The organism is Oxalicibacterium flavum, assembly GCF_014635065.1.
In the GTDB taxonomy this organism is placed as follows: domain Bacteria; phylum Pseudomonadota; class Gammaproteobacteria; order Burkholderiales; family Burkholderiaceae_D; genus Oxalicibacterium; species Oxalicibacterium flavum.
In genome coordinates, this window is sequence record NZ_BMCG01000001.1 from 57,690 (window position 1) to 71,045 (window position 13,356).

At 62.3% G+C, this 13,356-nt stretch carries 12 protein-coding genes; 3 read left to right on the forward strand and 9 right to left on the reverse strand.

Going from position 1 to position 13,356, the window contains the following annotated elements; translation table 11 throughout:
* Positions 1-256: 256 nt before the first annotated feature.
* Positions 257-583, forward strand: a complete 327-nt coding sequence (locus tag IEV38_RS00310; protein ID WP_188394186.1) for an ElaB/YgaM/YqjD family protein — start codon at positions 257-259, stop codon at positions 581-583.
* 165 nt (positions 584-748) lie between these two features.
* On the forward strand, positions 749-892 hold the full coding sequence (locus IEV38_RS00315) for an entericidin A/B family lipoprotein (RefSeq protein ID WP_188394187.1): 144 nt from the start codon (positions 749-751) through the stop codon (positions 890-892).
* Positions 893-973: 81 nt separating this feature from the next.
* Here IEV38_RS00315 and IEV38_RS00320 read toward each other — a convergent pair whose 3' ends face one another.
* From IEV38_RS00320 to dusA, 3 genes are all read right to left on the reverse strand, one after another.
* On the reverse strand, positions 974-1,546 hold the full coding sequence (locus tag IEV38_RS00320; RefSeq protein WP_229728478.1) for a DUF421 domain-containing protein: 573 nt from the start codon (positions 1,544-1,546) through the stop codon (positions 974-976).
* A gap of 37 nt (positions 1,547-1,583) precedes the next feature.
* Positions 1,584-2,054: a BON domain-containing protein gene (locus IEV38_RS00325; RefSeq protein WP_188394188.1), complete on the reverse strand. Its 471-nt coding sequence runs from the start codon at positions 2,052-2,054 to the stop codon at positions 1,584-1,586.
* A gap of 238 nt (positions 2,055-2,292) precedes the next feature.
* Positions 2,293-3,333, reverse strand: coding sequence for a tRNA dihydrouridine(20/20a) synthase DusA (gene dusA / locus IEV38_RS00330; RefSeq protein WP_188394189.1), 1,041 nt, complete (start codon positions 3,331-3,333; stop codon positions 2,293-2,295).
* 152 nt (positions 3,334-3,485) lie between these two features.
* On the opposite strand from dusA, the gene aptA reads away from it, so the two are divergent.
* Positions 3,486-4,808, forward strand: coding sequence for an omega-aminotransferase AptA (aptA, locus tag IEV38_RS00335; protein ID WP_188394190.1), 1,323 nt, complete (start codon positions 3,486-3,488; stop codon positions 4,806-4,808).
* Positions 4,809-4,893: 85 nt separating this feature from the next.
* Here the strand turns inward: aptA and typA are convergent, their stop codons facing one another.
* From typA to rimP, 6 genes are all read right to left on the reverse strand, one after another.
* A complete protein-coding gene (gene typA, locus IEV38_RS00340; RefSeq protein WP_188394191.1) occupies positions 4,894-6,732 on the reverse strand; it encodes a translational GTPase TypA in 1,839 nt (612 codons plus the stop codon).
* Positions 6,733-6,927: 195 nt separating this feature from the next.
* On the reverse strand, positions 6,928-7,869 hold the full coding sequence (gene truB, locus IEV38_RS00345; RefSeq protein WP_188394192.1) for a tRNA pseudouridine(55) synthase TruB: 942 nt from the start codon (positions 7,867-7,869) through the stop codon (positions 6,928-6,930).
* A gap of 58 nt (positions 7,870-7,927) precedes the next feature.
* Entirely contained in the window at positions 7,928-8,314 is a 387-nt protein-coding gene (rbfA, locus tag IEV38_RS00350) for a 30S ribosome-binding factor RbfA (RefSeq protein WP_188394193.1), read from the reverse strand.
* Between the two features lie 120 nt (positions 8,315-8,434).
* Positions 8,435-11,227 (reverse strand): translation initiation factor IF-2, encoded by a 2,793-nt coding sequence (infB, locus tag IEV38_RS00355; RefSeq protein WP_188394194.1) that lies wholly within the window; start codon positions 11,225-11,227, stop codon positions 8,435-8,437.
* 43 nt (positions 11,228-11,270) lie between these two features.
* The gene (nusA, locus tag IEV38_RS00360) at positions 11,271-12,830 is read right to left on the reverse strand and encodes a transcription termination factor NusA (protein WP_188394195.1); all 1,560 of its coding nucleotides are present in this window, start codon (positions 12,828-12,830) and stop codon (positions 11,271-11,273) included.
* Positions 12,827-13,312, reverse strand: a complete 486-nt coding sequence (gene rimP, locus IEV38_RS00365) for a ribosome maturation factor RimP (RefSeq protein ID WP_188394196.1) — start codon at positions 13,310-13,312, stop codon at positions 12,827-12,829. The genes nusA and rimP overlap by 4 nt, the downstream gene beginning before the upstream one ends.
* Between the last annotated feature and the right edge of the window lie 44 nt (positions 13,313-13,356).

Consider the following 13,356-nt stretch of genomic DNA (forward strand, 5'->3'; position numbering starts at 1 on the left):
CGAAGGAAAGAAAGGCATCCAGTCTATAGGCGGCAAAAGCCGCTGCGAACGAAGAAAAACGCGTATTGATATGAGGAATTCCATATAGGCGCCACAGCGCCGCGGCATGCGGTGCCAAACGTCTTTTCGCACATTTCCCGCGATGAATTTTCGCGCCGGATCGTTGTCAGACCCTGACATCGCCGGCGCAAGATGGCGGCAATGTCCGACATCGCCCTACGGGCGAACAATCTTTCCAATATGCACAGGGGGCCCCATGTCTTCCAAATCGATAGCAGCGAAATACACTCCCAGCACGGCGACCTTGCGTGCCGATCTGCAGAATCTGAAGACCGATCTCGATTCTCTCGTCACCCATGCGGTCGATCTGACCGATGCCGAACTCAGCGACGCCTACGAGAAGCTGGCAGGCAAGCTGCACAATGCCAAGGACTCCGCGCGCGCACTGGCTGACAAGGCCAGCACGCAGCTTCACCACGGCGTCGAAGTCACGACCGAATATGTCAAGGAAAGGCCGCGCCAGTCGCTTGCCCTGGCAGTAGGCATCGGTGCGCTGATCGGCATTCTGCTGGCCCGCCGTTAAGTGCGGTGGCGCACACAGCGCGTTGCCTCGCGTGAACTTTCAGACAGGCATGTGTCCTAATGGACAGGTTGCCTGAATAATTAAAAAGGCAACAGGAACGTTCCTCCCTCGGGAGGAAAACAAGGAGGCGTTCGCACGCTCCATCAACTGAAAGGAAAATCAATCATGAAAAAAATCATTTCCCTCTTGTGCGTTGTTGCAATGACCGCCGGCCTGAGCGCCTGCAACACTTTCAAGGGCTTCGGCAAGGACGTGGAACGCGGTGGCGAAAAAGTGCAGGATGCAGCCACGGATGCGCAACGCAAGTAATATCGGCACAAGCAAGAAGCGGGACTTTCGAGTCCCGCTTTTTTTTTGCGCTCATGATCCATGGCCTCGCCAATGGGGCCGCTACGTTCTTGCATCCTTCCGCTTCAATACGCTGAAGCCGCCATCCGACTCCATCCGTACGGACTCGACCTGGTCGAGCGAATCAACGCCCTCCCGCCGCAAATGCTCCCAAAGCTCGTCTTCAGTGATGAATTCGCGCCGCATGTTGCGCCGCATCAGCTTGCCCTTGCTGACCAGACAAAGCGATGGCGGCGTGGAAAATCTGCGGAAGGCCGGCCAGAAATAGCTGAGCCTGTCAAAGAACATGTTCCATGCGACCAGCACGCCGACCAGCAGCGCGCCATCGGTAACGGACTTGTAGTCGCCGGACATCGCATTCTGCGCAGCATCGGCAATGATCACCAGGATCAGGATGTCGGCGATGCCGATCCCGCCCACATCGCGTGGAATGAGAAAACGGAAGATCAGGAACAGCAGCCAGTACATGACCGTGCCTCGAATCAGGATTTCGGCGAAAGGCACGGTCATTCCGAACATGCCATTCCAGTCGAGATCGCTCCATCCCGTCATCATGATCATCTCGTCGCAAGAACCGTCAGCGCATGACAAACACCCGCCCGACGTGCCGATCACGCCAGAGCGGGTACTCGACCGTCATACGAACCGACGGTTACTTCTTGATGGTCAGGTTGTTCAGGACGGATTTCACGCCCTCAACCTCACCAGCCAGCTTGGCGGCACGGTCGACCTGAGCCTGATTCTGCACTTCGCCGTTCAGCGAAACGACACCTTCCGAGGTATCGACATTGACTTGCAATCCCTTGATGTCGGAATCTGCCAGCAGTGCGGTCTTGACCTTGGTGGTGATGACGGTGTCGTCAACCATTGCGCCAGCCGAACGATGCTCTTCCGAAGGCGTTGCAGCGTTATCCGAAGGCGCAACCGGTGCTTCGGTCGCACCCGGCACCGGCGTGGTGGCCGGTTCGGACGGCGTCTGCGGCGCAGGCGTCACACCGGTGGTGGACGATTCGCTCGCCGGAGCGGCGGGTTCCTGGGCGCGGCGTTCGCACCCCGCGGCAAACAGAACGGCCAGCAATGCGGCACCGATGGCGACCTTGGAGGTATGTGGCAATGTCTTCATCTATTTTTCCTTTCAATGTACGGGCGCATCTTTTCCGATGGAAACATGTGCACCCTTGTGATTCGTGAAGAATCTCCCCTTGGCCAGGCGCACGATGCGCCAAACCGGACAGGTTATCTTCTTGACCACATTACCTTGACAAGGTTCTCCGGGAAAATATTGATCGGCACCACTATGTGCGGTGCCCAACTTTGAAAACATTGCTTAACGGCAGCGTTGCGCTGCCTTGTGCAGGAGTTTATGCAGCCTGCGGCTGCATGCGCGCCAGCGCGTCCAGCAGCAGCGCAGGATTGCCTTCCGCCAACCTGCTCGAATCCGACAGTGTCTGGCGGAACGCGCGCGCGCCCGGCAGGCCGGTCACCAGCCCGAGCATGTGCCGCGTCATGCTGTTCAACCGCAGGCCGCCGCCCTTGCCACCGCTGTGCAGGCGCAGTTGCTCCTGCATGTAGGGGATCATCGCCTGCAGCACTTCGGCGCGCGTCATGGCCGGCGTATCGTCGCCGTAATAGCGCGCGTCGAAGGCGGCCATCAGGTAGGGATTGTGATAGGCCTCGCGCCCGAGCATGACGCCATCGACGTGCTGCAGATGGCCGTCGATTTCTTCCAGCGTCCTGACGCCGCCGTTGAGGATGATTTCCATGTCCGGGAAATCCTGCTTGAGGCGATAGACGACTTCATAGCGCAGCGGTGGAATCTCGCGGTTCTCCTTCGGACTCAAGCCCTTGAGGATGGCATTGCGCGCATGTACGATGAAGGTCGTGCAGCCGGCATCGGCTACGGTACCGACGAAGTCGCGCACGAAGTCGTAGGAAGTCACGTCGTCGATGCCGATGCGGTGCTTTACCGTCACATCGATCTGCACCGCATCGCGCATGGCCTTGACGCAATCGGCCACCAGTTGCGCCTCGCCCATCAGGCAGGCGCCGAACGCGCCCTTCTGCACACGCTCGGATGGGCAGCCGCAGTTGAGGTTGATCTCGTCGTAGCCCCACTGCTCGCCAAGCCTGGCGCTGTGCGCGAGGTCGGCCGGTTCGCTGCCGCCGAGCTGCAGCGCGACCGGATGCTCGGCCTCGTTGAAATCGAGATGGCGCGGCACGTCGCCATGCAGCAGCGCGCCGGTCGTTACCATCTCGGTATAGAACCAGGTGTGACGCGTGATCTGCCGGTGGAACATGCGGCAGTGACGGTCGGTCCAGTCCATCATGGGCGCAACGCTGATGCGCCTGCCGTTGACGGGCAGCGCCGCGTTCGCCGTATTTTTCGTGGTCGTGATCGTCATTCCTGTTTCACCTCGCTACAAGCCGTCATTCTACACGCGGCACCTTGCCTGTCGCCGCTGCCCCGCCCTCTTCTTCGCCGCCAGCGGACGGCTTCCTCGCCCGCGCCAAAGCGACTACCATGAACGCTTCGCATCGCACAAGGATCGCCTCAATGAGCCAGTCACCCGACACCCGCCATCTCTGGATGCCGTTCACCGCCAACCGGCAGTTCAAGGCCGCACCGCGCATGCTGGTCTCAGCCGCGGGCATGTACTACACCAGCGACGACGACCGCCGCATCCTCGACGGCACTGCGGGACTGTGGTGCGTCAACGCCGGTCACGGCCATCCGCGCATCGTCGCCGCCATACAGCAGCAGGCCGCCGCGATGGGCTACGCGCCGCTGTTCCAGATGGGCCATCCCGTCGCGTTCGAAGCCGCCACCGCGCTCGCAGACATGGCGCCGGCCGGGCTCGATCGCGTGTTCTTCTGCGACGACGGCTCGTCGGCCGTCGATACCGCGCTCAAGATCGCGCTCGGCTATCACCGCGCGCGCGGCGACGCCGGGCGCATCCGCCTGATCGGCCGCGAGCGCGGCTATCACGGCGTCGGCTTCGGCGGCATCTCGGTCGGCGGTATCGCCGGCAATCGCCGCCAGTTCGGAACCGGCCTGCCGGCCACCGACCATCTGCGCCATCCGCTCGACATCGCACGCAACGCGTTTTCGCGCGGCCAGCCCGAACATGGCGCGGAACTGGCAGACGAGCTCGAACAGCGTCTGCTCGCGCTGCACGATCCATCGACCGTCGCCGCCGTCATCGTCGAACCCATGCAGGGTTCGGCCGGCGTCATCCTGCCGCCCAGGGGCTACCTGGAGAAGCTGCGCGCCATCTGCGACCGGCACGGCATCCTGCTGATCTTCGACGAAGTCATCACCGGCTTCGGCCGTCTCGGTGCCGCGTTCGGCGCAGATCATTTCGGTGTGCAGCCCGACATGATCGTCTGCGCCAAGGGCCTGACCAACGGCGCCGTGCCGATGGGCGCGGTGCTACTGCGCGCCGGCATCCACGATGCCTTCATGGATGCCGCGCCTGCCGACAGCATCGAGTTCGCGCACGGCTACACCTACTCGGGCCATCCGCTGGCGGCAGCCGCCGCGCTCGCCACGCTGCAGGTCTATCGCGAGGAAAAGCTGTTCGAACGCGCGCACGACCTGGCGCCTTACTTCGAAACCGCCGCCCACAGCCTGAAAGACCTGCCGCTGGTCAAGGACATCCGCAACCTCGGCCTCGTCTGCGGCATCGAACTCGAAAGCCGGCCGGGCAAGGTCGGCGCGCGTGCCTACGACGTGTTCCAACGCGCCTTCCACGAGAAAGGCCTGCTGCTGCGCGTCACCGGCGACATCATCGCGCTGTCGCCGCCGCTTGTCATCGAACGCGCGCAGATCGACGAGTTGTTCAACGGCATCAGCGAGCTGATCAAGGCACTGGACTAGTCCGCTCGTCGCGGCCTGCAAACAAAAACGCCGCTCGAATCGAGCGGCGTTTTGCATGGCTGGCGACGAATGCATCGCCAACGCCTTACGCGGATTCGCGGCTGGCCTTCTTGCGCTCGTGTTCCTTCAGGAAGCGCTTGCGCAGACGGATGCTCTTCGGCGTGACTTCAACCAGTTCGTCGTCGTCGATGAACTCGACCGCGTATTCGAGCGACAGCTCGATCGGCGGTACCAGGCGCACCGCTTCGTCGGTACCGGAAGCGCGCACGTTGGTCAGCTGCTTGCCCTTGATCGGGTTGACGACCAGATCGTTCTCGCGCGAGTGGATGCCGATGATCATGCCTTCATAGACCGGATCGTTGTGGTTGACGAACATGCGGCCGCGATCCTGCAGCTTCCAGATCGCGTAGGCAACGGCAGCACCATCGTCCTGCGAGATCAGCACGCCGTTGCGACGGCTGCCCAGGTCACCCTTGGAAGCGTCAACCGGTGCATAGTCGTCGAACACGTGACTCATCAGGCCGGTGCCACGCGTCAGCGTCATGAATTCGCCCTGGAAGCCGATCAGGCCGCGTGCCGGGATGTGGTATTCGAGACGCACGCGTCCCTTGCCGTCCGGTTCCATGTTCTGCAGATCGCCGCGACGGCGACCCAGCTCTTCCATGATGCCGCCCTGATGGCTTTCCTCGACATCGACCGTCAGGTTTTCGTAGGGTTCGTGACGTACGCCATCCACCATCTTGAACACCACCTGCGGACGCGAGACGGCCAGCTCGAAACCTTCGCGGCGCATGTTCTCGATCAGGATCGTCAGATGCAGCTCGCCGCGGCCCGACACTTCGTAGGTCGAATCGTCGTCTTCCGACTGCTTGACGCGCAGCGCCATGTTGGATTTCAGTTCGCGCTCGAGACGGTCGCGGATCTGGCGCGTCGTCACGAACTTGCCTTCGCGGCCGGCCAGCGGCGAGGTGTTGACCATGAAGTTCATCGACAGCGTCGGCTCATCGACCTTCAGCATCGGCAGGCCGTTCGGCGCATCGACCGCGCAAACGGTCGAACCGATGTCGAGGTCCTCGATGCCGTTGATCAGCACGATGTCGCCGGCCAGCGCCTCGTCAACCAGCACGCGCTCGAGGCCCTTGAACTTCAGCACCTGGTTGACGCGCGCCTTGGTCGGCTTGTCTTCCGGACCGTTCATCCAGACCACGTCCTGACCGCCCTTGATGCGGCCCGACAGGATGCGGCCGACGCCGATCTTGCCGACGTAGGACGAGTATTCGAGCGAGGTGATCTGCAGCTGCAGCGGTGCATCGGGATCGTCCTCGCGCGCGGGAACGTGCTCCAGGATCGCGTCGAACAGCGGTTCCATCGTGCCGCCGCGCGCTTCCACATCGAGACTTGCATAACCGTTCAGGCCGGATGCATAGATGACCGGGAAATCGAGTTGTTCTTCCGTCGCGCCCAGCTTGTCGAACAGTTCGAAGGTGGCGTTGATCGCCCATTCCGGACGCGCACCCGGACGGTCGATCTTGTTCAGCACCACGATCGGTTTCAGGCCCAGGCCGAGCGCCTTGCGCGTGACGAAACGCGTCTGCGGCATCGGACCTTCCTGCGCATCAACCAGCAGCAGCACGCTGTCGACCATCGACAGCACGCGCTCGACTTCGCCGCCGAAGTCGGCGTGGCCCGGCGTATCGACGATGTTGATGTGGGTGCCCTTGTACTCGACCGCGCAGTTCTTCGAGAGAATCGTGATGCCACGTTCCTTCTCGATGTCGTTCGAATCCATCACGCGCGTATCGACCTGCTGGTTTTCTCGGAAAGTACCGGATTGACGCAATAACTGGTCAACCAGCGTGGTTTTGCCATGATCGACGTGGGCGATGATGGCAATGTTGCGAATGGCGCGTTTTGAATTTGACATGGTGTGTGCGGTCGCTGAGGCGGATTTTGAAAAGCCTGCGATTATAGCACACCATGCCTGGCCGAAATCCGGAAAAGCTTGATGATTCAAGGGCTTGCCGTCCATTTTGGTGCACGGAAAACCACGTTTGCGCTTCCACCAACATGTCGGCCGCCGCGCTATTCCTGCGCGCAAACCCCGATCTGTTTGATTTCCTCAGGACGAGACCGGCGCCGCAGCGATCAGGCGCTCCGGCGCCAGAATGCCGTATTCCTGCAGCAAGCCGGTGCCGAGCAGCGCACCATCCGCGTCGCGATAGACGCGCACGCGACCTTGCTGCGGGGGAAACTCCACCGCTTCCTTGCCCAGCGCCAGACGCTGCCCGTGCAGGAAACGCGCCGCCAGTTCGGCCGTCAGCCGTACCTGCGGGAACGATTGCAGCAGTGCATCGACCGGTGCCAGCAAGGCGGGTCGCTGGCGGTCGTCGGTGGCCGCCAGTTGCTCGAGCGTCAAGGCGTCCTCCAGGCGCAGATCGCCGACGGCCGTGCGTCGCAGCAGCTTCAGATGCGCGCCGCAGCCGAGTGCCGCACCGATATCCTCGCCGAGCACGCGGATGTAGGTGCCCTTGCTGCAACACACGCGCAGCCGCAGGAAAGGCGCTTCGTAATCCAGCACTTCGAGCAGGTGGATGACGACCTGTCGCGCCTCGCGTTCCAGCGTGATGCCGGCGCGCGCATATTCGTACAGCGGCTTGCCGTCGCGCTTGAGTGCCGAATGCATGGGCGGCACCTGTTCGATCGCGCCGCGAAACCGCTGCAGCACTGCCTCGATCTGTTCGCGCGTCGCATCGACCGTATGCGTGCCGGTCACCTCTCCCTCGGTGTCGCCTGTACTGGTAGTCACGCCCAGATGCACGACGGTTTCATAGGTCTTGTCGGCGTCGAGCAGGTCCTGCGCGAACTTCGTCGCCTCGCCGAAGCACAGCGGCAACAGGCCGGTGGCGAAAGGATCGAGCGTGCCGGTATGCCCTGCCTTGGCCGCATTCAGCAGCCACTTGGCCTTGCCGAGCGCATCGTTGCTGGAAAGGCCTGCGGGCTTGTCGAGCAGCAGGACGCCGTGCACGGGCACGCGTTTTTTCTTGGGCGTATGGTTGGCCATGAAGGATGATGCAATCGATGCGGCGTGCGCATCGGGATGATGAAGATCGGCGTGAGGATCAGTCCTCGGCGTCGGCGGCGCGCGTGGCGTTCGCCTCGTCGATCAGCTTGGACATTTCCATGCCGCGCGCGGTCGAGTTGTCATGCACGAAGTGCAGTTCAGGCAGCGTATGGATGGTCACGCGGCGGCCGAGCTCGCGCCGGATGTAGCCGGCGGCGGCACGCAAACCTTCGGTCGTGTTGCGGATGTCGTCCGGCTTGTCGCTCAGCATGGTGAAGAACACCTTGGCGTGCGCGTAGTCGGGCGTCACCTGCACCTCGGTGATGGTGACCATGCCGACGCGCGGGTCCTTGAGTTCGAAGGCGATGATTTCCGCCAGATCGCGCTGGATCTGGTCGGCCACCCGGACGCCGCGGCCCGGGATGGATTTGCTGTGTCTTGCCATGATGTGCTCCCGCTCCGTGCATGGAGCAAAAGTGAATTCGCACCGGCGGGCGGACTGCCGGCCAGTGCGAACATGAATGCTGACCTGCCCGAAAAACAGGTCACCGGCACAAAGGCCTTGTTACAGGGTACGGGCGACTTCCTGAACTTCGAAGACTTCCAGCTGATCGCCTTCCTTGATGTCGTTGTAGTTCTTCAGCGTCAGACCGCATTCGAAGCCGGACTTGACTTCCTTGACGTCATCCTTGAAGCGCTTCAGCGAATCGAGCTCGCCGGTCCATACCACCACGTTGTTGCGCAGCAGGCGAACCGAAGCACCGCGACGCACCAGGCCTTCGAGCACGTAGCAGCCGGCGATCGCGCCGACCTTGCTGACCATGATGACCTGACGAATCTCGACCAGACCCAGTTCCTGCTCGCGCTTCTCCGGCGCCAGCATGCCCGACATTGCCGCCTTGATCTCATCGACCGCATCGTAAATGATGTTGTAGTAGCGGATATCGACACCGTTGGCTTCGGCCAGCTTGCGTGCCGACGCATCGGCGCGCGTGTTGAAGCCGATGATGACGGCCTTGGAAGCAACCGCAAGGTTGACGTCCGATTCGGAAATGCCGCCGACCGCCGCATGCACGACCTGCACGCGCACTTCGCTGGTCGAGAGCTTCTGCAGCGAACCGACCAGCGCTTCCTGCGAACCCTGCACGTCGGTCTTGATGATCATCGGCAGGTTTTTGACCTCGCCTTCGCCCATGTTCTCGAACATGTTTTCCAGCTTGGCCGCCTGCTGCTTGGCCAGCTTGACGTCGCGGAACTTGCCCTGACGGAACAGGCCGATCTCGCGCGCCTTGCGCTCGTCGGTCATGACGACCGCTTCTTCGCCGGCATTCGGCACTTCGGTCAGGCCCTGGATCTCGACCGGAATCGATGGACCCGCTTCGCTGATCGGCTTGCCGTTCTCGTCGAACATGGCACGCACGCGGCCATACGACGAACCTGCCAGCACGACGTCGCCGCGCTTCAGGGTACCGGCCTGCACCAGGATCGTCGCGACCGGACCGCGGCCCTTGTCGAGCTTGGCTTCGACCACCAGACCGCGCGCCTGCGCATCAACCGGCGCTTTCAGTTCCAGCACTTCGGCCTGCAGCAGCACCTGCTCGAGCAGGTTGTCGATGCCCTGGCCGGTCTTGGCCGATACCGGCACGAACGGCGAATCGCCGCCGTATTCTTCCGGCACCACCTGTTCGGCGATCAGTTCCTGCGACACGCGATCCGGGTTGGCACCCTGCTTGTCGATCTTGTTGATCGCCACGACCAGCGGCACACCGGCGGCTTTCGCGTGAGCGATCGCTTCCTTGGTCTGCGGCATGACGCCGTCGTCGGCTGCCACCACCAGGATGACGATATCGGTCGCCTTGGCGCCGCGTGCACGCATCGCGGTAAACGCTTCGTGGCCCGGCGTATCGAGGAAGGTGATCATGCCGCGCGGCGTCTCGACGTGATAGGCGCCGATGTGCTGCGTGATGCCACCGGCCTCGCCCGACGCAACCTTGGCGCGACGGATGTAGTCGAGCAGCGAGGTCTTGCCGTGGTCAACGTGACCCATGACGGTGACCACCGGTGCACGCGGCAGTTGTTCCGCGTCGGCGTGGTCCGAACCCTCTTCGATGAAGGCTTCCGGATCGTCGAGCTTGGCTGCATGCGCGACGTGGCCCATTTCCTCCACCAGGATCATCGCGGTTTCCTGATCCAGCACCTGGTTGATGGTGACCATCTGGCCCAGCTTCATCAACTGCTTGATGACCTCGGATGCCTTGACCGCCATCTTGTGCGCCAGTTCGGCCACGGTGATGGTCTCGGGCACGTGGATGTCCTTGACGATGGCTTCGGTCGGCGCCTGGAAGTTGCTTTCGCGCTCTTCGTGATGCGACTGGCGGCGTCCTTTCGGACCCGCGCGCCAGCCGTCGCGACCACCGCCGGTGTTGCCGCGTGTCTTGATGCCTGCGCCGCGTTTCTTGGCGTCGTCCTGCCAGGTCGAGGAGACATTGGCCGACTTGATCGACTTCTTGTCGGCCGCGCCTTTCTTGTCGTCCTTCTTCTCGGCAGGTTTCTTGTCGGCCGGACGATGCAGCGTGCCTTCGGCTGCCTTGGCAGCGGGCGCCGGCGTCGGCTCGGGGGCCTTCATCACGCGGCGCGGTGCATTCATCATGGCCTTGATCTGTGCCACTTCATCGGCCACGGCACGGCGTGCGGCCTCGGCGGCAGCAGCACGCTCATTGGCTTCGCGCGCGGCGTCCTGCGCCAGCTGCGCGGCTTTCTTCTTGGCCTCGTCGGCGACGGCGCGTTGCTGCTCGTCTGCTTCGGACTCGTTCTTTTCCTCGGCTGCACTCTTCTCGGCTGCACGAGCAGCCTCGATCTCGGCCTGCTTCTGCGCTTCCGCCTGGGCTTCCTTCTCGGCTTCCAGTGCAGCCAGACGCTCCTGCTTCTCGCGCAATTCGGCTTCCTGGCGCGCAATCAGTTCGGCCTGACGGCGCGATTCTTCGGCACGGCGTTCCTGCTCCGCTTCGTCGATGACCGGCGCTGCGGACTTGGCCGGCGCTTCTTCAACCGGATCGTCACGCTTGACGAAGGTGCGCTTCTTGCGCACTTCGACCTGGATCGTGCGGGACTTGCCCGACGAATCGGCCTGTTTGATCTCGGTGGTTTCCTTGCGGGTCAGCGTGATCTTGCGCTTCTCGCCTTCGGGGGCGACACCATGCGCGCGGCGCAGATGTTCAAGGAGCTTGTCCTTGTCGGCCTTGGATAATTCATCGGACGCCGAGCTTTTCTGGACGCCTGCATCCCGCAGTTGTGTGAGCAGCACATCCGCTGGCATTTTGAGCTCGGTGGCAAATTGGGCTACGTTGTTACTCGCCATTCAGTCCTCTTTTCTATGTGACTCGTTGATGAAATCGCCGGGATTACTTCGCTTCCGCGAGGCTCCACACGCGCGCCTGCAGCGCCTTGGCGTGCTCATCGTATTTGGCATCGATGAGCTTCATTTCTTCATCGGTCACATCTTCAAATTCATTTTCAATCAGTTGCCGCGCGCGATCGGCAGACAGCGCCAGGATCGCGCCGAACTCGTCGTACGCCAGTCCGCCGAAGGCCGCCAGCGTCTTGATGCCGGCCAGGCCGAGCTTGCCGGCGATCGTGCGATCCATGCCTTCCAGGTTGGCCAGCGCGTCTTCCATGCCTTCCATGCCTTCTTCCGAAGCGATTGCTTCGGTCAGCAGGGCATCGCGGGCGCGGCTGCGCAGTTCGTTGACGGTGTCCTCGTCGAACGCCTCGATCTCCAGCATCTCGCTGATCGGCACGTAGGCGATCTCTTCCAGCGTGGCGAAACCTTCTTCCACCAGGATGTCGGCCACTTCCTGATCGACGTCGAGCTTTTCCATGAACAGCGAACGGATCGCCGCTGTCTCGGCCTGCGACTTGTCGGCCGATTCCTCGGCCGTCATGATGTTGATCTGCCAGCCGGTCAGTTCCGACGCCAGGCGCACGTTCTGGCCGCCACGGCCGATCGCGATCGCGAGGTTTTCCTCGTCGACCACCACGTCCATCGCATGCTTTTCTTCGTCGACCACGATCGACGACACGTTGGCCGGCGCCAGCGCGCCGATCACGAACTGCGCCGGATCCTCCGACCACAGCACGATATCGACACGTTCGCCGCCGAGTTCGCCGGTCACGGCCTGCACGCGCGAACCGCGCATGCCGACACAGGTACCGATCGGATCGATGCGCTTGTCGCTGGTGAAGACGGCGATCTTGGCGCGCACGCCGGGATCGCGGGCAGCGGATTTGATCTCCAGCAGGCCCTGCTCGATCTCCGGCACTTCCAGCTCGAACAGTTTCATGATGAATTCGGGCGCGGTGCGCGACAGGATCACCTGCGGGCCGCGCGCATTGCGGTCGACACGCAGGATGTAGGCGCGGACGCGGTCGCCGATGCGCAGGTTTTCCTTCGGAATCGTCTGGTCGCGCGGCAGGCGTGCCTCAATGCGGCCGGATTCGACGATCGCATCGCCGCGCTCCATGCGCTTGATGGTGCCGGTCACGAGCGAGTCGCCGCGCTCCAGGAAGTCGGCCAGAATCTGTTCGCGCTCGGCGTCGCGGATGCGCTGCAGCACGACCTGCTTGGTGTCCTGCGCAAAGCGGCGGCCGAATTCGACGGACTCGATCGGTTCTTCGATGTAGTCGTCGACTTCAATGTCCGGAATCTGTTCGGTTGCCTCGAAATGCAGGATTTCCTGATCGGGCAGTTGCAGACCGGCCTCGTCGGGCACGACATGCCAGCGGCGGAAGGACTCGAACTCGCCGCTTTCGCGATCGATGGACACGCGGATATCGACGTCGCCCTCGTAGCGTTTCTTGGTCGCCTGCGCGAGTGCATGCTCGAGCGCCCCGAAAACGATATCCTTGTCGACGTTCTTCTCGCGCGCCAGCGCGTCCACCAGTAACAAAATTTCGCGACTCATGCTTTGCGACTCCTAAAATCCACTTGCGGCACCAGGTGTGCCTTGTCCACATCGGCGAGCGTGAAATCCAGCTTCGCCGGCCCCTCTTTTCCTTCAAATACCAATGCCAGATTCTCTCCGTCCGGCTCCTGCAGAATCCCCTGGAACGATTTGCGATTGGCTGCGTTCGGCATCGGCATGCGCAGCTTGACGATCGCCTCGGCACCGGCAAAACGCACATAGTCCGACAGCTTCTTCAAGGGACGATCGAGACCCGGCGACGACACCTCGAGTCGCTCGTAATTGACGTTTTCCACCGTCAGCACGTGCAGCAGTTGATGCGTGACCTTTTCGCAATCTTCCACCGTGATCGCGCCGCGCTCCGCCTGTTCCGGCACAAAGTCGATATAGACGCGCAACAGCCCGCGTGCAGCCTGTTCGAACTGGACCACTTCATAGCCCATGCCCACCACGGTTTTTTCAATCAGCGCAGACAACTGCAAGACATGTTCTCCGAGAGATTCCCGACGAAAACAACGGGAAAGGC

Coding starts and splice junctions, on each gene's coding strand:
- IEV38_RS00310 (WP_188394186.1), top strand. CDS start 257: ATGTCTTCCAAATCGATAGCAGCGAAATACACTCCCAGCACGGCGACC.
- IEV38_RS00315 (WP_188394187.1), top strand. CDS start 749: ATGAAAAAAATCATTTCCCTCTTGTGCGTTGTTGCAATGACCGCCGGC.
- IEV38_RS00325 (WP_188394188.1), bottom strand. CDS start 2,054: ATGAAGACATTGCCACATACCTCCAAGGTCGCCATCGGTGCCGCATTG.
- dusA (WP_188394189.1), bottom strand. CDS start 3,333: ATGACGATCACGACCACGAAAAATACGGCGAACGCGGCGCTGCCCGTC.
- aptA (WP_188394190.1), top strand. CDS start 3,486: ATGAGCCAGTCACCCGACACCCGCCATCTCTGGATGCCGTTCACCGCC.
- typA (WP_188394191.1), bottom strand. CDS start 6,732: ATGTCAAATTCAAAACGCGCCATTCGCAACATTGCCATCATCGCCCAC.
- truB (WP_188394192.1), bottom strand. CDS start 7,869: ATGGCCAACCATACGCCCAAGAAAAAACGCGTGCCCGTGCACGGCGTC.
- rbfA (WP_188394193.1), bottom strand. CDS start 8,314: ATGGCAAGACACAGCAAATCCATCCCGGGCCGCGGCGTCCGGGTGGCC.
- infB (WP_188394194.1), bottom strand. CDS start 11,227: ATGGCGAGTAACAACGTAGCCCAATTTGCCACCGAGCTCAAAATGCCA.
- nusA (WP_188394195.1), bottom strand. CDS start 12,830: ATGAGTCGCGAAATTTTGTTACTGGTGGACGCGCTGGCGCGCGAGAAG.